This window comes from Sinorhizobium sp. 7-81 (genome assembly GCF_030124405.1).
Classification (GTDB): Bacteria; Pseudomonadota; Alphaproteobacteria; order Rhizobiales; family Rhizobiaceae; genus Sinorhizobium; species Sinorhizobium psoraleae.
Map to the genome: position 1 here is coordinate 1 of NZ_JASKLT010000033.1, position 19,102 is coordinate 19,102.

Genomic DNA, 19,102 nt, shown 5'->3' on the forward strand with positions numbered 1-19,102 from the left:
AAAGCAGGACCTTGACCACCACCACCGACCCGAAACATACGTAAAAGGCGGGTCAATTCTCGGCGCAAATGCCGGGTCACTTCTCAGTGCAAATCAACACTCCGCCAGTTCGGCATCGATAACGGGAAGTCGTTAAAGTTGCTTGCAAGGGTCGGATATGGCGGATGGTGGGGTGTATCCACAGACGAGTGGCTCCAAGGAGCTCGTCAGCAAAGGCGGGCGGATCAAATCGTGGCGCTCGGTCGATCGCGTTGGCGGCCTGTCAAAACCTACTCAATAGTACCACGGCGGAAACCCTAACGATCTCGGCTGTTGTAGAGCCACATCCTGACAGAGCGGGTGAGTTCGCTTGGTTGAGCCGGGTTCGTTCATGGGATGCATATCCAGCCCTATGAACGAACAGGCGCCTTCGGATAGTGAAGTCTCATGAAAAGTTGGCAAATGGTGTCCACGAGAGGATTCGAACCTCCGACCCCAGGATTCATACCACTTCGACTTTCGCCGCCACCCGGAGGGCGTTCGTGGTCTGGACTGTCCCTTCACCATAGGCCGAAGCCCTTAGGTGCTGCCCATCCAGTCTCTACACCTTCCCCAGATTTCTCCGGGGCTTGGCTCGGGATTGGCATGCTGGAAGACCAGCGAAGCGTTCCCCGACTTTGAGCAGATCGATTGCAGCGTTTCCGGCTACAACCCCCAATTCGTTCAGGAATCCTGTGCTCTATCCTGCTGAGCTACGTGGACACACAGCACCTCCAATAGCCTAGCGAGGCAGGCCGAGCAACTGCTCTTTTGCAGAAATCTATGGCTCGAATTTGAGCGTGCGCGCGGACCGAGAACCGACCCATCCGCCTAAAGCACTCCGAAAAACGTTACGCGCTCGCAGCTTGATTGCTTAGCAATTCAAACAATTGCAAGAGAACGCGGCAAGTTTCGAACTGTCGAACTGCGGGGCTCCGGAAAGCCGTTCGGGTCAGCATCAACGGGATTCTTGGTTGCGGAAGTAAGATTTCTGCAAGCAGCCCTGGCTGAGGCGGAGACAAACGTTCAGCGATGGTGAACGCCCGTCGTTGCCATCGCTGCTATTCCACATTGATGTACTTACGCTGCTGCCAAAGGCTAAAGTCTGGCATGCGCCAGTTCGCGTCATAGCTCGACGCAATTACTGATACCTTCTCTGCAGGGATCTCCAAGATCGTCTTCGATGACGAAAGCAGAAAAATCGATGAACTCGACCGCAAAAGGAGATTGCCAGCTACCTCGTTCTGTCCGTCGTATTGTATCCCATCAAGTTTCAACCTTACCTCGACACCACCGCCGAAGCGGATGATCCTGAGCAAAGACCCATATGTGTCATAGGCGAATAGGGAGACCGCCATGACAACGAGTAACGGCAAAGTCAGGTAGCCTTGAAGCAACCAAATTGGGCGCTCAGTTACGGCGTACCAGGTGGAAAACGCGAAGAGCGACGTCGAAACCAATAGCAGGATCGCGACGTAAAAGTCTGGAGCATACACTCTGGAACCAAAACCGATCCCGGTAGCGACCGCCAAGTATGCGAACAGTGCAGCACCAAACGCAATGATAGACAGCGGCAAAAATGTGGCCTTGATAACGTTATGGAATAATTTAAGTAAAAACCCTATTGCCTCGTCGGATATTACGATCGCAAAGCCTGCTATTCCAATGACATCCAGGTTCGTCCTTATTACGTGGATGTAATCATTGAATCTATTGAGGGTTATTTTGAATTGCAATAATATTAACGCTGCTACTGTTACGATGGCAATCGAGAGCGCGAAGCCGATAAAAGACCAAAGCCCGAGTGTGAACTGGATATACGGCGTGCCCTCGATAGGGACCCTGAGGCCAAACCGCGCCGCGTAGATAGCAGTTGCGGGCATCGACAAGAACCCGATGACGAATGAGACAGCTACGGATTTTGTAAGGAGGATGCCTCCGAATTTTATGCCGTTGGGCAAGCGGCTAAACAGCCAGCACAGTTCCCGCCAGAACGACTTAAAATTCTCCCACCAACGCCGGATTGTCGTTATCTCCGGATCCGTTCCCGATGCGATGGCGTTCAGACTGCTGATCGGTGTGTCGATATGCGAAGTCATTTGGTGCCCCTGCCTGCGGCGCTCGGATAACACGCAAAAGTGGATAAACCCTCAATGACGAAGACCTGAAGCGCTTAGCGCCAGGGATCTCAAGAAATTTTGCAACTCCGTCAGTTGCCACGTCGCTGTTTTTCAGTTTGGGGTAAATCGGGAACCGCCATCCGTCTCGCGAGACCGGGCAGTAGGCGCGCGTCAAAGATCAACGTTCCAGTTTCCCAGGTCGCACTCCTTTTCGGAGAGTTGAACAGGGGGCCATTGCGGATACCGCGATCTCGACTGCAAATGAGTTTGATCTTCCGATCGGTAACCTTACCAAGCCAGAGACACGTTTGGGAGCAAGCGGTTGACAGCAAACCGGTAAAGTTTTTGCCCTTAAAGGCGCTCTATCCTGCTGAGCTACGGGACCACTCGGAATAGACCCATACAAAAGCAAGGCTCCTTCGCCAAGTGTTTTTGCGCGGCGCCCCGCCGATTTGCGGACCACCCGGGGTGCCGCTTTACACTTTTGCGTTTCCCACTTTACAGCGCCGCACGTCTTATCAGACGCGCAACGGTCACTGCAGGATTTGAATCGCTGCATAATTTTGTCCTTAAATCGAATAGGATTTAAGGAATTATGCAGTAGCATCTGCGACGCTGCGGATGCTAAGCAAGCCGGCGGCGGCCGGAGGAGCGTCCTGCCGTTTCCTCGACATCCATCCTGAGATCTGATCCACACATGTTCATCGGAATTGATTGGGGCGGCACGAAAATGGAAGTCATCGCGCTTGATGGCGATGGCGAAACGCGCGCCCGGCACCGTGTCGCCACGCCGACGAGCGGCTACGACGACTGCATCCGCGCCGTGATCGACCTCGTGGCCGCGGCTGAGCAGACGGCGGGCGCCCGCGGAACGATCGGCATCGGCATTCCCGGCAGCCCCAATCCGCGCACCGGTATCGTCCGCAATTCCAATGCCGTTCTCATCAATGGCAAGCCGCTCGGCCGTGATCTCGAAGCCGCCCTCGGCCGCGAGGTGCGGCTTGCCAACGACGCTAACTGCCTTGCCGTTTCGGAGGCGGTGGACGGTGCCGGCAAGGATGCCCGCGTCGTTTTCGGCGTGATCGTCGGGACTGGCCATGGTGGCGGGCTCGCGATCGAAAAAAAGGTTCATGCCGGCTACCAGGGAGTTGCCGCCGAAATCGGGCACTATCCGCTGCCCTGGATGACGCGGGACGAATATCCCGGCCACAAGTGCTGGTGCGGCAAGCTCGGCTGTCTCGATATGTATGCCTGCGGCACGGGGCTGGAGCTCGATTATCGCACGACGACCGGCGTCGATCGCCGGGGCAGGGATATCATCGAGGCGAAGCGCGCGGGAGATCCGGTGGCGATCGGTGTTTATGAGCGCTTCGTCGATCGTCTTGCCCGCAGTCTGGCGCTTTTGACCAATGTGGTCGACCCGGACGTCTTCGTGCTCGGCGGCGGCATGTCCAATGTCGATGAAATTTACGGCGAACTGCCGGCGCTGATCACCAGATACATCTTCGGAGACAGTTTCGAGACGCCGATCCGCAAGGCGGTGCACGGCGACAGTTCCGGCGTGCGCGGCGCCGCCTGGCTCTGGAAGAACTGAGTCCTGACCTGAGAGCGAGGAGATATCATGAACATCGACAACGATCTGCGCCGCATCGCGCTGCAGGAGCGGGAACTGCAGTTCGAAAGCTTCAATCTCGATACGGCCTGGGAGCTCGGCTCGATCCTCCGGCGCATGGCGGCCGAGCGAAAGCTCGGCGTGGTCATCGACATCACGCTTTTTTCCATGCAGGTCTTCTACGCGGCGCTCGAAGGCGCGACGCCGGACAATCCCAGCTGGGTTCGGCGCAAGCGCAACACGGTCTTCCGGCTGTTCAAGAGCAGCTATGCTACCGGCCTCAGCCTGTTGAAGCAGCAGACGAACCTGCAGGCGAAGCTCGGCCTGCCGGATGCCGAATACGCCGCGCACGGCGGTAGCTTCCCGATCGTCGTCAAGGGTACGGGCTGCATCGGCGCCGTCACGGTTTCGGGATTGCCGCAGCGCGACGACCATAATCTTGTCATCGAAGCAATGGTTGAATTACTCAAGGCGGACCACACCGCGTTGAAGCTCGAGGACTGACAGGAACGGACACCGCATGAATATTCACTCGCAGGCGCGCGAACTCGCCGGCTGGCTTGCCGATGCCGCTTTGCCGCTTTGGCGGCAAAAGGGTTTTGACGATGCCAGCGGCGGTTTCGTCGAGACCATCGACATGCAGGGTGAGCCGACGCGGGCCAATCGTCGCTCGCGCGTGCAGCCGCGACAGGTCTATTGCTTCGCGGAGGCCGGACGGCGCGGCTGGCCGGGAGACTGGCGCACCGTTGCCGAAGCAGGGCTTGCCTATTTCGATCGCGTCTATCGGCGACCAAGCGGCTTTTACGCCGCGCTTGCCGACGCCGACGGCCAGGTGATCGACCCGTCCTTCGATCTTTACAACCAAGCCTTCGCGCTGCTCGCCTTCGCCTATCTGGCGGAGGTCTTCCCGGAGCGGAGAGGCGAGATGGCCGACCGCAGCAATGATCTCAGGCGAAAGCTCGAGGTCCATTGCAAGCACCCGATCGCCGGTTTCGAGGAGGACAACCCGCCACGCCTGCCGCTCGGTTCCAATCCGCACATGCATCTTTTTGAGGCGTGCCTGGCAAGCGAGACGGTGGAAGGCTTCGACAAGGTGGCCTGGGCCAATCTTGCCGACGAGATCGCCCACTTGGCGATGGATCATTTCATCGATACCGAAACCGGTGGCTTGCGCGAGTTCTTCGATCACGAGTGGGCGCCCTTTCCAGGCGAGAAGGGTCGCGTCGTCGAGCCGGGTCACCAGTTCGAATGGGCGTGGCTCCTGCTTCGCTGGGCGGAGCGGCGCGGCAGTGCCGAAGCCATAGTCAAGGCGCGGCAACTGTTCGAGATCGGTGAGGAACACGGCATCTGCCCGAAGCGCGACGTCGCGATCATGACGCTCCTCGATGACTTTTCGGTCGCCGATCCGGTGGCGCGGCTCTGGCCGCAGACTGAATGGCTGAAGGCGGCAATCCGTTTCGCCGCCTTGACCGAGGGGGAGGAGCGCCAGCGTTATCTCGCCTCGGCAACTCGGGCGGCAGCAGCCCTCGAGCGCTTCCTTCAGACACCTATCCGCGGTCTCTGGCGCGACAAGCAGCAGGCGGATGGCGCGTTCGTCGAAGAGCCTGCGCCGGCGAGCAGCTTCTATCACATTGTCTGCGCGATCTATGAGTTGGAGGATTGCCTGAAGCGGGTATAGGGCGCGCACTTTACTGCGGCGTTCAGGTATCAGCCCCTCACCCTAGCCCTCTCCCCGCAGGCGGGGAGAGGGGACTTGGGGCAGTTGCCGCGAGTCTCCTTCGCCCCGCAGGCGGGGAGAAGGTGGCCGGCAGGCCGGATGAGGGGTGTGCCCGGACGCTTCCGAGATTTTCGGACCATCAGTGGTGGCCTGCCGCAGCCGCGGCGGGCCATTTTTATTTCACCACGGCGAAATTGTGATCGGTGCGTATGTTGACATAAAGATATGTTTATGTGAGTAAATCACTAATTATTTGTCGTTTTCAGAACGGGGGATTTCCCATGCCCGCCATCAACTCCCTTTTCGGCGATGTTTCGCCCAGGCCTGATGGTTCGGAAATCTTCCGCGCGCTCAGTCAGGCGGCTGCCGAACGCATCCTGATCATGGACGGCGCGATGGGGACCGAGATCCAGCAGTTGGGTTTCGTCGAGGATCATTTCCGCGGCGAGCGCTTCGGCGGCTGCTCCTGTCATCAGCAGGGTAACAACGACCTCCTGACGCTGACGCAGCCGAAGGCAATCGAGGACATCCATTACAGCTACGCCATCGCGGGCGCCGACATCCTCGAAACCAACACCTTCTCATCGACCCGCATCGCCCAGGCCGACTACGGCATGGAGGATATGGTCTATGAGCTTAATCGCGACGGAGCACGGCTGGCGCGGCGCGCAGCAAGGCGCGCTGAGGCGGAAGACGGCAGGCGGCGTTTCGTCGCTGGCGCGCTCGGACCCACCAACCGTACCGCGTCGATTTCCCCTGATGTCAACAATCCCGGCTATCGCGCGGTCACCTTCGACGATCTGCGGCTTGCCTATGGCGAGCAGGTTCGCGGCCTGATCGACGGCGGCGCCGATATCATCCTGATCGAGACGATCTTCGACACGCTGAACGCCAAGGCGGCGATCTTCGCCACTGAGCAAGTCTTTACCGAGAAAGGGCTTCGCCTTCCGGTGATGATCTCCGGCACGATCACGGATCTTTCCGGCCGCACGCTTTCCGGACAGACGCCGACCGCCTTCTGGCACTCGGTGCGCCATGCCGCACCCTTTACGATCGGGCTCAATTGCGCGCTCGGCGCAAGCGCCATGCGTGCCCATATCGACGAGCTATCGCTGGTCGCGGACACGCTCGTCTGCGCCTATCCGAATGCCGGCCTACCGAATGAATTCGGCCGCTACGACGAAAGTCCCGAAGCGATGGCGGCTGAGATCGAGGGTTTCGCCCGTGACGGGCTCGTCAATATCGTCGGCGGCTGCTGCGGATCGACCCCCGCCCATATCCGCGCGATCGCCGAAGCCGTCGCCAAGTATCCGCCCCGGCAGATTCCGGAAGTGGAACGGCATATGCGGCTTTCCGGCCTGGAGCCGTTCACGCTTACCAAGGACATTCCCTTCGTCAATGTCGGCGAGCGCACCAACGTCACCGGATCCGCCAAGTTCCGTAAGCTCATCACCGCCGGCGACTATGCGGCGGCGCTCGACGTCGCGCGCGATCAGGTCGCGAACGGCGCCCAGATCATCGACATCAACATGGACGAGGGCCTGATCGATTCGGCTCGCGCGATGGTCGAGTTCCTGAACCTCGTCGCATCCGAACCCGATATCGCGCGTGTTCCGGTGATGATCGATTCGTCCAAATGGGAGGTAATCGAGGCGGGCCTCAAATGCGTGCAGGGAAAGGCGCTGGTGAACTCGATCTCGCTCAAGGAAGGCGAGGAGGCGTTCCTGCATCACGCGCGACTGGTGCGCGCCTATGGCGCGGCGGTCGTGGTGATGGCCTTCGACGAGAGCGGTCAGGCCGACACCAGGACCCGCAAGGTAGAGATCTGCAAGCGGGCCTATCGGCTGCTCACCGAAAAGGTGGGCTTCCCGCCGGAGGACATCATCTTCGACCCGAACATCTTCGCGGTCGCGACCGGCATCGAAGAGCACAACAATTACGGCGTCGATTTCATCGAGGCGACGCGTGAGATCGTCGCTGCGCTGCCGCATGTCCATGTCTCCGGCGGTGTGTCGAACCTTTCCTTCTCCTTCCGCGGCAACGAGCCGGTGCGCGAGGCGATGCATGCCGTGTTCCTCTATCACGCGATCCAGGCGGGCATGGACATGGGCATCGTCAATGCCGGCCAGCTGGCCGTCTACGACACGATCGATCCGGAACTCCGCGAGGCCTGCGAGGATGTCGTGCTCAACCGCCGGGCAGACGCGACCGAGCGTATGCTGGAGCTTGCCGAGCGTTATCGCGGGCAGGGCGGGGCGCAGGGGAGGGAGAAGGATCTCGCCTGGCGCGAATGGGCGGTCGAAAAGCGGCTGGAACATGCGCTCGTCAACGGCATCACTGAATTCATCGAGGTGGACACGGAAGAGGCACGGCTCGCGGCCTCTCGTCCGCTGCATGTCATCGAGGGTCCGCTGATGGCGGGTATGAACGTCGTCGGCGATCTCTTCGGCTCGGGCAAGATGTTCCTGCCGCAGGTGGTGAAGTCGGCGCGGGTGATGAAGCAGGCAGTCGCTGTGCTGCTGCCGTACATGGAAGCGGAGAAGCGCGCCAATGGCGGTGACGGAACGCGCGAGAGCGCCGGCAAGATCCTGATGGCGACGGTCAAGGGCGACGTGCATGACATCGGCAAGAACATCGTCGGCGTCGTGCTTGCCTGCAACAATTACGAGATCATCGATCTCGGCGTCATGGTGCCTTCGGCAAGGATCCTCGAAGTGGCGAAGGAGCGGAAGGTCGACATCATCGGGCTCTCCGGCCTCATCACGCCTTCGCTTGATGAAATGGTCCATGTCGCCTCGGAACTCGAGCGCGAAGGCCTCAATATCCCGCTGCTGATCGGCGGCGCCACGACGAGCCGCGTCCACACGGCCGTGAAGATCAATCCGCGCTACAGCCTGGGGCAGACGGTCCATGTCAACGACGCCAGCCGCGCGGTCGGGGTCGTGTCCAGCCTGCTCTCGCCGGACGTGCGCAAGGGCTACATGGAGACGATCCGCGCCGAATACCACAAGGTCGCCGACGCGCACGCGCGCAACGAGGCGGAGAAGCGACGCCTGCCGCTGTCGCAGGCACGCGCCAACGCCCAGAAGCTCGATTGGAGCACCTATCGACCGAAGGCGCCCTCCTTCCTCGGAACCCGCGTTTTCGAAGACTGGGACCTGGCGGAGCTTGCCCACTACATCGACTGGACGCCGTTCTTCCAGACCTGGGAACTGAAGGGCGTCTACCCAAGGATCCTCGACGACGATAACCAGGGCCCGGCCGCGCGCCAGCTCTTCGACGACGCCCAGGCTATGCTTCAGAAGATCGTCGCCGAAAAGTGGTTCGCGCCGAAGGCCGTGGTCGGGTTCTGGCCCGCCGGCACGGTCGGTGACGATATCCGCCTGTTCACCGATGAGGCGCGCGACGCGGAACTTGCGACCTTCTTCACCCTGCGACAGCAATTGGTGAAGCGTGACGGGCGGCCGAATGTTGCGCTTGCCGACTTCGTGGCGCCGGTCGACAGCGGCTCGAGAGACTATCTCGGCGGCTTCGTGGTGACCGCGGGCATCGAGGAGGTGGCGATCGCCGAGCGTTTCGAGCGCGCCAACGACGACTATTCCTCGATCATGGTCAAGGCGCTTGCCGACCGTTTCGCCGAGGCCTTTGCCGAGCGCATGCACGAATATGTGCGCATGGAGCTCTGGGGCTATGCTCCCGATGAAGCCTTCACGCCGCAGGATCTGATCGGCGAACCTTATGCCGGCATCCGCCCGGCGCCCGGCTATCCGGCGCAACCGGATCACACGGAAAAGGAAACGCTTTTCCGCCTCCTCGACGCCGAGGCGGCAATCGGGGTCGAGCTCACGGAGAACTATGCGATGTGGCCGGGCTCGTCGGTTTCCGGCCTCTATATCGGCCATCCGGACGCCTATTATTTCGGCGTCGCCAAGATCGAGCGCGACCAGGTCGAGGACTATGCGGAGCGCAAGGCGATGGGCGTTCGCGAGGTCGAGCGCTGGCTCTCGCCGATCCTCAATTACACGCCGATACCGGAGACGGAAGCGGCGGAGTAGGGATCCGAACCGACCATATACGGGTGCGGATACCCCTCTGCCCTGCCGGGCATCTCCCCCACGAGGGGAGATCGGCAAGCGGCGATGTCGTGCCCAACCCTACCGCGCGTTTTGTTGGCGACTTCCGCATTTGCGAGTCCCCGTTCAGGCAGGGCTCAGCTCCCGGCCAATCTCCCCGCTTGTGGGGGAGATGCCCGGCAGGGCAGAGGGGGGTGTCGCTTCAGCAGCTCGCAGATTCTACTCCGCGCGATACCCGCTGTCGCCGCAAATAGCACCGTGCCACGCTCACCCTTTGATGTACCAGCCCCAGGGTTCGTCGGCATCGAAGCTGGTGATCTGCTTCACCTCCAGATAGTTGGCGAGCCCCCAGTGGCCGAGTTCGCGGCCGATGCCGGATTGCTTGTAGCCACCCCACGGTGCTTCGACGAATGTCGGCTGCGAGCAGTTGACCCAGACGATGCCGGCGCGCAACGCGCGGGCGACGCGTTCGCAGCGCGCCCTGTCCTTGGACATGACCGCCGCGGCAAGGCCGAAGCGGCTGTCATTGGCAAGCCGGATCGCCTCCTCTTCGTCGCTGAACGGCATGACGCAGACGACGGGGCCGAAGATTTCCTCCCGCCAGACGAAGCTATCCTCTGACATGTCCGTCAGCACCGTTGGCTCGATGAAGTAGCCGCTGTTGAAGCCGGCCGGACGACCGCCGCCAGCTGCCACCGTGACGCCGTCCTGCCGTGCATGTTCGATCGCGGCGAGAATCTTGCTGTATTGCCCTTTGGAGACGATCGGCCCGAGCAGCGTGCCCTCATCGAGGCCGTTGCCGATCTTGATCTTGGCCGCCTCCTCGGTCAGCCGCGTCAATACGGTGTTGTAGATAGGCTCTTCGACCAGCACGCGCGAGGTCGCGGAGCAGACTTGCCCCTGGTTCCAGAAGATGCCGAACATGATCCATTCGACCGCCTTCTCGATATCGCTATCGGCGAAGACCACGAAGGGCGACTTGCCGCCGAGTTCGAGGCTGATGTTCTTGATGTCCTGGGCGGCGGCCATCATGACCTTGCGGCCGGTCGGCACGGAGCCGGTGAAGGCAAGCTTGTCGACCAGTGGATGTTCTGTCAGCGGCTGGCCCGCGTCCACGCCGGTGCCGGTGACGATGTTGAGAACCCCGGGCGGCAGGTCGATTTCTTCGGCGATCAGGCCGAGCTCGAGCGCCGTCAGCGGCGTGAGTTCGGAGGGCTTCAGGACTATGGTGCAGCCGGCGGCGAGCGCCGGCGCGACCTTCCAGGCGACCATCAGCAGAGGATAGTTCCAGGGCGTAATCGCGCCGACGACGCCGAGCGGCTCGCGAACGGCTTTCGATGTGAAGCGGGTGTCTGCGACCGCGATCGGCTCCTCGGCATTGGTGTCGAGTTCTTCGGCAAGACCCGCGTAATAGTTGAAGCAGCCGACAGCGTCGTCGATATCCCAGAGCGCCTCCGGCAGCGGCTTGCCGTTGTCCATGACTTCTAGTCTTGCAAGCGCGTTGCGTCGCTCATCGATTTTTCCAGCGATTGCCCGAAGATACCGGGCTCGCTCTGCGCCGGTCAGTTTCGGCCAGGGACCGCTGTCGAACGCGATGCGGGCCGCCTTCACGGCGCGATCGACATCGTCTGAGGTACCCGCCGGCGCCTTGCAGATCACCTCTTCCGTCGCCGGATTGACGACGTCGAACGACCCGCCCTTGCGCGGCTTCTGCCATTTTCCGTCAATGAAAAGCTTATCCAGCATACCCTTCCCCTTTACAGCAGGCCGAGTATTGCTCGTGTGGCCGCCATCGCGCCAGTCCCTCACGCGTTTTCGTGCAGCCCTCGCTTCATAGACACGGGACCGGGAGGTGCCCGATGGCCGCGCTGGCCCGTCACGCCTCTATCGGTTCGCCGCGACTATCATTTCCGCCGCCTTTTCCGCGATCATGATCGTCGGCGAATTGGTGTTGCCGGAGGTGATCGTCGGCATGATCGAGGCGTCGGCGATGCGCAATCCCCTGATCCCGCGCAGGCGCAGTTCAGGATCGACGACGCTGTCTTGGTCGGCGCCCATGCGGCAGGTGCCGACCGGGTGGAAGATTGTGGTGCCGATATCGCCGGCAGCGCGCGTCAGATCCTCGTCGGTTTCGTAAGCCGGACCTGGCTTGAACTCGATCGGATTGAAGCAGGCAAAGGACGGTTGCGAGACGATGTGGCGGGTGAGGCGGATCGCCTTGACGGCAACATCACGATCGGCTTCGGCAGTCAGATAGCGCGGGCGGATGTCGGGTGCGGCAGCGAAGTCGGGTCCCTTCAGATGCACCGAGCCGCGGCTTTCCGGCCTCAAGTTGCAGACGCTGGCGGTGATTGCCGGGAACGGGTGAACCGGTTCACCGAATTTTTCGAGCGTTACCGGCTGAACGTGATACTGCAGGTCCGGCGTTTCCTTTTCCGGGCCGGACCGGGTGAAGATGCCGAGCTGACTCGGTGCCATCGCCATCGGGCCGGAGCGGCGGGCGAGATATTCGAAGCCGATCGCCGCCTTGCCGAATAGCGAACTGGCCTTCTCGTTTAGCGTCGGAACGCCGGTGACCTTGTAGGCGAGCCGCAGTTGCAGGTGGTCCTGCAGGTTCTCGCCGACGCCGGTCAGCTCGTGGCGCACTTCGATGCCGTTTCGACGCAGGACATCGGGTTGGCCAATGCCCGAGAGCTCGAGAACATGCGGCGAGCCGATCGCGCCGGCCGAAAGCACGGTTTCGCGCCGGGCATCTGCGCGCTTGGTGACGCCGTCGTGCTGGAACTCGACGCCGGCAACGCGTCCGTCTTCGATGACCAGCTTCTGGACATGCGCCTTCGTCAGGACGACGAGGTTGCGCCTGTGCCTGGCAGGCCTCAGGAAGGCCTTGGCCGTGTTCCACCGTATACCGGAACGCTGGTTTACGTCGAAATAACCGGAGCCTTCATTGCTACCGCGGTTGAAATCGTCCGTTTCGGGAATGCCCGCCTCACTCGCCGCCTTTTGGAAGGCGTCGAGCACTGCCCAACGGACGCGGGCCTTCTCGACGCGCCATTCACCGCCCGCGCCGTGCATGTCGTCGGCGCCGCGATAATGGTCTTCGGACTTCCTGAAGAGCGGCAGCACGTCCTCCCAACTCCAGCCGGCACAGCCGAGCTGGCGCCAAAGATCGTAGTCGCGCGCCTGGCCGCGCATGTAGATCATGCCGTTGATCGAGGAGCAGCCGCCGAGCACCTTGCCGCGTGGGTAGCCGAGCGAACGGCCGTTGAGGCCCTCCTCCGCCGCGGTCGTGAAGCACCAGTCCGTGCGGGGATTGTTGATGCAGTAGAGATAGCCGACCGGAATGTGAATCCAGTGATAGTTGTCGCTGCCGCCGGCTTCGAGCAGCAGAACGCGGCGATCCGGATTCTCCGAGAGACGGTTTGCAAGAACGCAGCCGGCGCTACCCGCTCCGACGACGATGTAGTCGAACGTGTCCATGGGCTTTCTCTAATTTCGCGGCCCAGCGCTCTCGGCGCCGGGCTATAGGCGTCAGTGCTTGTGGCGATGCTCGAAGCCGAGTTTGCGGCCGAGGCGCGAGTTGTAGAACTCTCCGACAATGCCGCGGCGGAAGAGCAGCACGCAGGCCATGAAGACAAGGCCGGTGATGATCGTGACCGGGAATTCGGACGTTGCCAGATAGTTCTGAAGCGTGACGACGAGGCCCGCGCCGAAGAGCGGCCCGATCAGCGTGCCGATGCCGCCGAGCAGGGTCATCAGGATGACCTCGCCCGACATCTGCCAGCCGACATCGGTCAACGTGGCGAACTGGAAGACCAGCGCCTTCACGCCGCCGGCCAATCCGGTCAGCGCCGCCGACATGACGAACGCCGCGAGCTTGTAGTTCCTGACCGAATAGCCGAGCGAGATGGCACGCGTCTCGTTCTCGCGGATCGACTTCAGGATCATGCCGAAGGGCGAGTTGATGATCCGCCAGATGATGGCGATGCCGATGACGAAGACCGCGAGTACGAAGTAATACATGTTCGTCGACTGCGAGAGATCGATGAAGCCGAAAAGATGGCCGCGCGGGACCGACTGGATGCCATCCTCGCCGTGGGTGAACTCGGCCTGCAGGCAGAAGAAATAGAACATCTGCGCCAGCGCCAGCGTAATCATCGCGAAATAGATGCCCTGACGGCGAATGGCGAAGAAGCCGATGACTGCTCCGAGGAGCGCTGCACCGACGACGCCGACAAGGATACCGAGTTCGGGCGGTACGCCCCATTCCTTGATGGCGTGCGCGGTGAAATACGCCGCGCCGCCGAAGAAGGCGGCATGCCCGAAGGAGAGCAGTCCCGTGTAGCCGAGCAGCAGATTGAACGCGCAGGCGAAGAGCGCGAAGCACAGGATCTTCATCAGGAAGACCGGGTAGAAGAACAGGGGGGCAAGCAGCAATAAGGCAAGGCCTACGCCGAGAAAGATCGTCTGGGCGACAACCGGCGAGCGTTCCTTCTGCTTCTCAAGTTCGAGTGTCAGCGTCATATCAAGCATCCCGGCCGAAGAGGCCTGCGGGTCTCAGCAGGAGAACAATGGCCATGATCACGAAGATCACGATATTGGAGGCCTCCGGATAGAAGACCTTGGTCAGCCCCTCGGCGACACCGAGCATGTAGCCGGTGATGATCGCCCCCATGATCGAGCCCATGCCGCCAACGACGACGACGGCAAAGACGATGATGATGATGTTCGAACCCATCAGCGGCGAGACCTGATAGATCGGCGCGGCCAGCACGCCGGCAAGCGCCGCCAGCGCCGCGCCGAGACCGTAGGTCAGCGTCAGCAGGAACGGCACGTTGATGCCGAAGGACTGTACGAGCACAGGGTTTTCTGTTGCCGCCCTGAGATACGACCCGAGTTTGGTCTTCTCGATCACGAGCCAAGTGCCGAGGCACACGGCGAGTGAGAAGGCGATGACCCAGCCCCGATAGATGGGCAGGAACATGAAGCCGAGATTGGTGCCGCCCGCAAGCAGCGCCGGCGTCGCATAGGGCTGGCCGGAGGCGCCGTAAAGATAGCGGAAGGTTCCCTCGACGGTCAAAGCCAGGCCGAATGTAAACAGCAGGCCGTAGAGCGGGTCGAGCGAATAAAGGCGCCTCAACATGGTGCGCTCGATGACCGCGCCGAGCAGGCCGACGAGGAGCGGCGCGAGGATAAGCGCCGGCCAATAGCCAATGCCGAAATAAGACAAGAGCAACCAGGCGGCAAAGGCGCCCAGCATATATTGCGCGCCATGGGCGAAGTTGATGACGCGCAGCAAGCCGAAGATGATCGCAAGGCCGAGGCTCAACAGTGCATAGAAGGAGCCGTTGATAAGCCCGATCAGAAGCTGCCCGAGAAAGGCCTGGAGCGGAATTCCGAAAATCGTGGTCATGGCCTACACTCCGAGCACATCATGCAGCATGTCCATGCGTTCGGAAAGTTCCGAAACCGGAAACTCGCCGGCGACACGGCCATGGTCCATCAGATAGAAGCGGTCGGCGACCTTGCTGGCGAAGCGGAAATTCTGCTCGACGAGCAGCACGGTCATGCCGCGCTCCTTCAGTTTCTTCAAGACGTCGCCGATCCGCTGGACGATCACCGGGGCAAGCCCTTCGGTCGGCTCGTCGAGCAGCATCATCCGGACTCCGGTTCTAAGGATACGCGCAATCGCCAGCATCTGCTGTTCGCCGCCGGAAAGCTTGGTTCCCTGGCTGTTACGGCGCTCGTGCAGGTTCGGGAAAAGTTCGAAAATCTCGTCGATGGTCATGCCACCATTGGCAACCGCCGGCGGCAGAAGCAGGTTTTCGTAGACGGACAGGGTCGAGAAAATGCCGCGCTCTTCGGGAATGAAACCGAGACCGCGATGAGCGACGCGGTGGAGGGGCACGCGCAGCAGATCTTCGCCGGCGAAACTGATCTCGCCCTTTCGTTCGCGCACGATCCCCATGATGGCACGCAGTGTCGTCGTCTTGCCGACGCCGTTGCGGCCGAGCAGCGTGACCATCTCGCCCTCGCCGACAGTCATGTCGACACCGTGCAGAATATGGCTTTCGCCGTACCAGGCATTGAGGCCCGAGACTTTGAGCAGAGGTTTCATGTCAGGCATCCTCCGTGCCCATATAGGCGGTGCGCACGCGCGGATCCTCCGACACGGCGGCATAATCGCCCTCGGCGAGAATTTCGCCCCGCTGCAGCACGGTGACATGGTGGCAGAGCGTCTCGACGACCGAGAGATTGTGCTCGACCATCAGGACGGCCCGCTCGCGGGCCACTTCGCGGATGATCTCGGCGACCATGCCGACGTCCTCGTGGCCCATGCCGGCCATCGGCTCGTCCAGCAAGAGCACCTTCGGATCGAGCGCCAACGTCGTCGCGATCTCGAGCACGCGTTTGCGGCCATAGGAAAGATCGGCGGCGATCGCGTTGCGCTCATTTTCGAGGCCGACGGAGCGGATCAACTGATCGGCCTTGGCGTTCAAGGCCTCGAGTGCGGAAAGCGGCTTCCAGAACTGCGTTGCAAGGTTGTTTGGCCGCTGCAGGGCCACACGCACATTGTCGAGCACCGACAGGTGCGGGAACACCGCCGAGATCTGGAACGAGCGGACGAGACCCATGCGCGCAACCTTGTCCGGGGCGGTTTTGGTGATGTCTTCCCCGAGCAGCGTGATCGTTCCATGCGTCGGCTGCAGGAACTTGGTCAGCAGGTTGAACACGGTGGTCTTGCCGGCCCCGTTCGGGCCGATCAGCGCATGCACGCGGGCATGATGGACGTCGAGATCGACATCCTTGACGGCGGTGAAGCCGCCGAAGTCACGGCGGAGACCGCGGGCGGACAATACCACCCGCGGCGCTCCATTCTGCGAAGACATGGCCTCGGTCATCGCGATCCGGCCGATCAGGACTTCACGAGATCGCAGCCGCTCTGGGCCGGATCGATGAAAGCGTCTTTCCCGGGAATGGTCGCGAGAATCTTGAAATAGTCCCAGGGTTCCTTGCTCTCGTCGGGCTTCTTGACCTCGAGAAGATACATGTCGTGGATCATCCGGCCGTTCGGCGCGACGGTGCCGTTTTTGGCGAAGACGTCGTTGACGGGGAGCGCATGCAGTTCCTTGGCGACCGCATCGGCGTCGTCGCTGCCGGCTTTTTCGATCGCCTTCAGATATTGCAGCACAGCCGAATAGGTGCCGGCGTGGACCATGTTCGGCATCTTGCCGGTGCGCTCCATGAAGCGTTTGCCGAACTTCGCGCTTTCCTCGTCGCGGTTCCAGTAAAAGCCTTCAGTCAGCGTCAACCCTTGAGCGGCTTCGAGCCCGAGGCCGTGAACCTCGGCGAGCGTGAACAGCAGCGCCGCCAAGCGCTGGCCGCCCTGGACAATGCCGAACTCGGCGGCCTGCTTGATGGCGTTCGAGGTGTCGAGGCCGGCATTGGCAAGGCCGATCACCTTGGCGCCGGAGGACTGCGCCTGCAGCAGGAAGGAGGAGAAATCGGTGGTTGCCAGCGGATGGCGGACGGCGCCGACGACCGAGCCGCCGTTTTCCTTGACATAGTTGGCGGTGTTTTCCTCGAGCGAATAACCGAAGGCGTAGTCGGCCGTCAGGAAGAACCAGCTGTCACCGCCCTGTTTCACAAGCGCACCGCCCGTGCCAACGGCAAGCGAGTGGGTGTCATAGGCCCAATGGAAGCCATAGGGGCTGCATTGCTTGCCGGTGAGCTCCGTCGTTGCCGCTCCAGTGACGATGTCGATCTTCTTCTTCTCCTTGGAGATCGCCTGAACCGCGAGCGCCACCGACGAAGTGGTCAATTCCATGATGCTGTCCACCTGCTCGGTGTCGTACCATTGCCGAGCGATGTTGGAGGCGATGTCGGGCTTGTTCTGGTGGTCGGCTGTGACCACCTCGACCGGCACGCCGAGCACCTTGCCGCCAAAATCCTCGACGGCCATGAGCGCCGCCTCATAGGAGGACTTGCCGCCGAAATCGGCGTAGACGCCGGACTGGTCGTTGAGAATGCCGATCTTGACCTTGCCGTCCGACGCGTCGGCAAGTGCCGCCGTGCTGCTCGCGAGCACCATTGCAAGCGTGGCGATGAGTTTCTTGTGCATCATGTCTCCTCCCAGGACTGTCAGAACTGGGCGGGCGAATCATCGCGAAAAACGCGCGACGGCTCCGATACGTCTTTCGGCACATCGGTGTTGGATTCGATCCGCTCGGCTCTGTTCAAAATTGGCCAGACATGCTCCTCAGATGTCGGCTCGATGCTTACAATCCCGAAAATTTTGCTTGGATGCAAGCGGGCCGAACCGTAAATTACAAACAGGGTCTGTTCATTTTCGAACAGAGGGGGCGGGCATGAATCCGAATTTCACCTGGGACGACCTGCAATTCTTCCTGGCGGTCGCGAGAACGGGACAACTGTCGACCGCCGCGCGGCGGCTCAGAACCAGCCACGCGACCGTGTCGCGCCGCATCGACCGGCTGGAATTCGCACTCAAGGTCAAGCTCTTCGAACGCAATCCACGCGGTTACGTACTGACGACCATGGGGCAACGCTTCGTCGAGACGGCCGAGCGCATTGAGCGGGAGACGGAGCAACTTCAGCTCGACATCAGCGACGGCATGACCGCACAACGTGGCGTCGTCCGGCTTTCCACGCTTGAGGGCTTCGGAAACTTCTTTCTGTCGGACCGGCTCGCAGCCTTTGCCGACAGCTATCCGAATATCTCGCTCGAACTGGTGGCGATCCAGCAGATCATGTCGCTGTCGCGCAAGGAGGCGGATATCGCCGTGGCGCTTGCGGCGCCCAAGGCCGGCCCATACCATTCCGAGGTGCTGACGCCCTACACGCTGCACGTCTATGGCGCGCGCAGCTATCTCGCCACCCATCCCCTGATCCGCAGCCGCAACGATCTCGGCTCCCACCGTTTCGTCGGCTATATCGAGGACATGATCTTCACGCCAGGGCTCGATTATCTCGGCGAAGTCCAGCCGGGCCTTCGCGCCCATTTCCAGAGTTCGAGCATCCTGACGCAGCTGAAGGCCGCCCGACAGGGGCTGGGTCTCTGCGTATTGCCGCATTTCATGGCGCGCGACGAGCCCAATCTCGAGATCGTCTTGCCGGAGGAAATCGAGCTCAAGCGCACCTACTGGCTGATCTGCCATCGTGACCTGATTGCGGTGCCGCGGGTTCGCGCCGTGCGCGACTTTCTCGTTGAGGCGGTCAGCGAGAACCGGTCGTGTTTTCTGCGCGAAAGATCGGTGCCGGGAAACAACTATCGGCGCGCTCTTGAAGCGCAATAATGCGTTAACCATATTAGGGAGGCGATCAGCGGCAGTGTTTTCACCGTCGAGACACGAAACGCGGGATTTCCGGAGTTCAGTTTTCTCCCTTTCCTGGTCTTCTTGAAATTCCCCTTTGATTTCAGTCGGTTGTGTTTTTTTGACGATTTTTTGAAAATGGCTGTTGACTGGGGAAAGGGTGCGGGTCTATAAGCCCGATCACTGACGAGGGCGGCGGCGCTGCTGGCGACGATGACCTTCGCTCT

14 protein-coding genes are annotated in these 19,102 nt (G+C 61.2%); 5 read left to right on the forward strand and 9 right to left on the reverse strand.

Annotation, left to right across the window (positions count from 1 at the left end; genetic code table 11):
• Positions 1 to 1,079: 1,079 nt before the first annotated feature.
• On the reverse strand, positions 1,080 to 2,117 hold the full coding sequence (locus tag QN224_RS32550) for a hypothetical protein (protein WP_283980034.1): 1,038 nt from the start codon (positions 2,115 to 2,117) through the stop codon (positions 1,080 to 1,082).
• A gap of 718 nt (positions 2,118 to 2,835) precedes the next feature.
• Between QN224_RS32550 and QN224_RS32555 the strand changes: the two genes are divergently transcribed.
• The 4 genes from QN224_RS32555 (at position 2,836) to metH (ending at position 9,522) form a co-directional block, all read left to right on the forward strand.
• Positions 2,836 to 3,732 carry an ROK family protein gene (locus QN224_RS32555; RefSeq protein ID WP_283980035.1) on the forward strand — a complete coding sequence of 299 codons (897 nt, stop codon included), beginning with the start codon at positions 2,836 to 2,838 and terminating at the stop codon, positions 3,730 to 3,732.
• Positions 3,733 to 3,759: 27 nt separating this feature from the next.
• The gene (locus QN224_RS32560) at positions 3,760 to 4,254 is read left to right on the forward strand and encodes a heme-degrading domain-containing protein (RefSeq protein WP_173508890.1); all 495 of its coding nucleotides are present in this window, start codon (positions 3,760 to 3,762) and stop codon (positions 4,252 to 4,254) included.
• Between the two features lie 16 nt (positions 4,255 to 4,270).
• On the forward strand, positions 4,271 to 5,428 hold the full coding sequence (pmi, locus tag QN224_RS32565) for a mannose-6-phosphate isomerase Pmi (protein ID WP_283980036.1): 1,158 nt from the start codon (positions 4,271 to 4,273) through the stop codon (positions 5,426 to 5,428).
• Between the two features lie 320 nt (positions 5,429 to 5,748).
• Positions 5,749 to 9,522, forward strand: a complete 3,774-nt coding sequence (gene metH, locus QN224_RS32570) for a methionine synthase (RefSeq protein ID WP_283980037.1) — start codon at positions 5,749 to 5,751, stop codon at positions 9,520 to 9,522.
• Positions 9,523 to 9,807: 285 nt separating this feature from the next.
• Here metH and QN224_RS32575 read toward each other — a convergent pair whose 3' ends face one another.
• From QN224_RS32575 to QN224_RS32605, 7 genes are all read right to left on the reverse strand, one after another.
• On the reverse strand, positions 9,808 to 11,286 hold the full coding sequence (locus QN224_RS32575; RefSeq protein ID WP_283980038.1) for an aldehyde dehydrogenase family protein: 1,479 nt from the start codon (positions 11,284 to 11,286) through the stop codon (positions 9,808 to 9,810).
• A gap of 138 nt (positions 11,287 to 11,424) precedes the next feature.
• Positions 11,425 to 13,020 (reverse strand): GMC family oxidoreductase, encoded by a 1,596-nt coding sequence (locus QN224_RS32580; RefSeq protein WP_283980039.1) that lies wholly within the window; start codon positions 13,018 to 13,020, stop codon positions 11,425 to 11,427.
• A 51-nt stretch (positions 13,021 to 13,071) separates the two neighbouring features.
• Positions 13,072 to 14,073, reverse strand: coding sequence for a branched-chain amino acid ABC transporter permease (locus QN224_RS32585; RefSeq protein WP_269280900.1), 1,002 nt, complete (start codon positions 14,071 to 14,073; stop codon positions 13,072 to 13,074).
• The gene (locus QN224_RS32590; RefSeq protein ID WP_283980040.1) at positions 14,066 to 14,953 is read right to left on the reverse strand and encodes a branched-chain amino acid ABC transporter permease; all 888 of its coding nucleotides are present in this window, start codon (positions 14,951 to 14,953) and stop codon (positions 14,066 to 14,068) included. Before QN224_RS32590 ends, QN224_RS32585 begins: the two co-directional genes overlap by 8 nt.
• Positions 14,954 to 14,956: 3 nt before the next feature.
• On the reverse strand, positions 14,957 to 15,658 hold the full coding sequence (locus tag QN224_RS32595; protein ID WP_283980041.1) for an ABC transporter ATP-binding protein: 702 nt from the start codon (positions 15,656 to 15,658) through the stop codon (positions 14,957 to 14,959).
• A 1-nt stretch (position 15,659) separates the two neighbouring features.
• A complete protein-coding gene (locus tag QN224_RS32600) occupies positions 15,660 to 16,442 on the reverse strand; it encodes an ABC transporter ATP-binding protein (protein ID WP_283980042.1) in 783 nt (260 codons plus the stop codon).
• 14 nt (positions 16,443 to 16,456) lie between these two features.
• Positions 16,457 to 17,662, reverse strand: coding sequence for an ABC transporter substrate-binding protein (locus QN224_RS32605; RefSeq protein WP_283980043.1), 1,206 nt, complete (start codon positions 17,660 to 17,662; stop codon positions 16,457 to 16,459).
• A gap of 247 nt (positions 17,663 to 17,909) precedes the next feature.
• Between QN224_RS32605 and QN224_RS32610 the strand changes: the two genes are divergently transcribed.
• Complete coding sequence (locus QN224_RS32610) at positions 17,910 to 18,857, forward strand: LysR family transcriptional regulator (protein WP_173508900.1); 948 nt, start codon at positions 17,910 to 17,912, stop codon at positions 18,855 to 18,857.
• Here the strand turns inward: QN224_RS32610 and QN224_RS32615 are convergent.
• Positions 18,830 to 19,102: hypothetical protein (locus tag QN224_RS32615; RefSeq protein WP_283980044.1), on the reverse strand; the 273-nt coding region annotated here is incomplete at its 5' end. The genes QN224_RS32610 and QN224_RS32615 overlap by 28 nt on opposite strands.

Excerpts from the sequence above, each read along its gene's own strand:
- QN224_RS32550 (WP_283980034.1), bottom strand. The coding sequence starts at position 2,117 with ATGACTTCGCATATCGACACACCGATCAGCAGTCTGAACGCCATCGCA.
- QN224_RS32555 (WP_283980035.1), top strand. The coding sequence starts at position 2,836 with ATGTTCATCGGAATTGATTGGGGCGGCACGAAAATGGAAGTCATCGCG.
- QN224_RS32560 (WP_173508890.1), top strand. The coding sequence starts at position 3,760 with ATGAACATCGACAACGATCTGCGCCGCATCGCGCTGCAGGAGCGGGAA.
- pmi (WP_283980036.1), top strand. The coding sequence starts at position 4,271 with ATGAATATTCACTCGCAGGCGCGCGAACTCGCCGGCTGGCTTGCCGAT.
- metH (WP_283980037.1), top strand. The coding sequence starts at position 5,749 with ATGCCCGCCATCAACTCCCTTTTCGGCGATGTTTCGCCCAGGCCTGAT.
- QN224_RS32575 (WP_283980038.1), bottom strand. The coding sequence starts at position 11,286 with ATGCTGGATAAGCTTTTCATTGACGGAAAATGGCAGAAGCCGCGCAAG.
- QN224_RS32580 (WP_283980039.1), bottom strand. The coding sequence starts at position 13,020 with ATGGACACGTTCGACTACATCGTCGTCGGAGCGGGTAGCGCCGGCTGC.
- QN224_RS32585 (WP_269280900.1), bottom strand. The coding sequence starts at position 14,073 with ATGCTTGATATGACGCTGACACTCGAACTTGAGAAGCAGAAGGAACGC.
- QN224_RS32590 (WP_283980040.1), bottom strand. The coding sequence starts at position 14,953 with ATGACCACGATTTTCGGAATTCCGCTCCAGGCCTTTCTCGGGCAGCTT.
- QN224_RS32595 (WP_283980041.1), bottom strand. The coding sequence starts at position 15,658 with ATGAAACCTCTGCTCAAAGTCTCGGGCCTCAATGCCTGGTACGGCGAA.
- QN224_RS32600 (WP_283980042.1), bottom strand. The coding sequence starts at position 16,442 with ATGACCGAGGCCATGTCTTCGCAGAATGGAGCGCCGCGGGTGGTATTG.
- QN224_RS32605 (WP_283980043.1), bottom strand. The coding sequence starts at position 17,662 with ATGCACAAGAAACTCATCGCCACGCTTGCAATGGTGCTCGCGAGCAGC.
- QN224_RS32610 (WP_173508900.1), top strand. The coding sequence starts at position 17,910 with ATGAATCCGAATTTCACCTGGGACGACCTGCAATTCTTCCTGGCGGTC.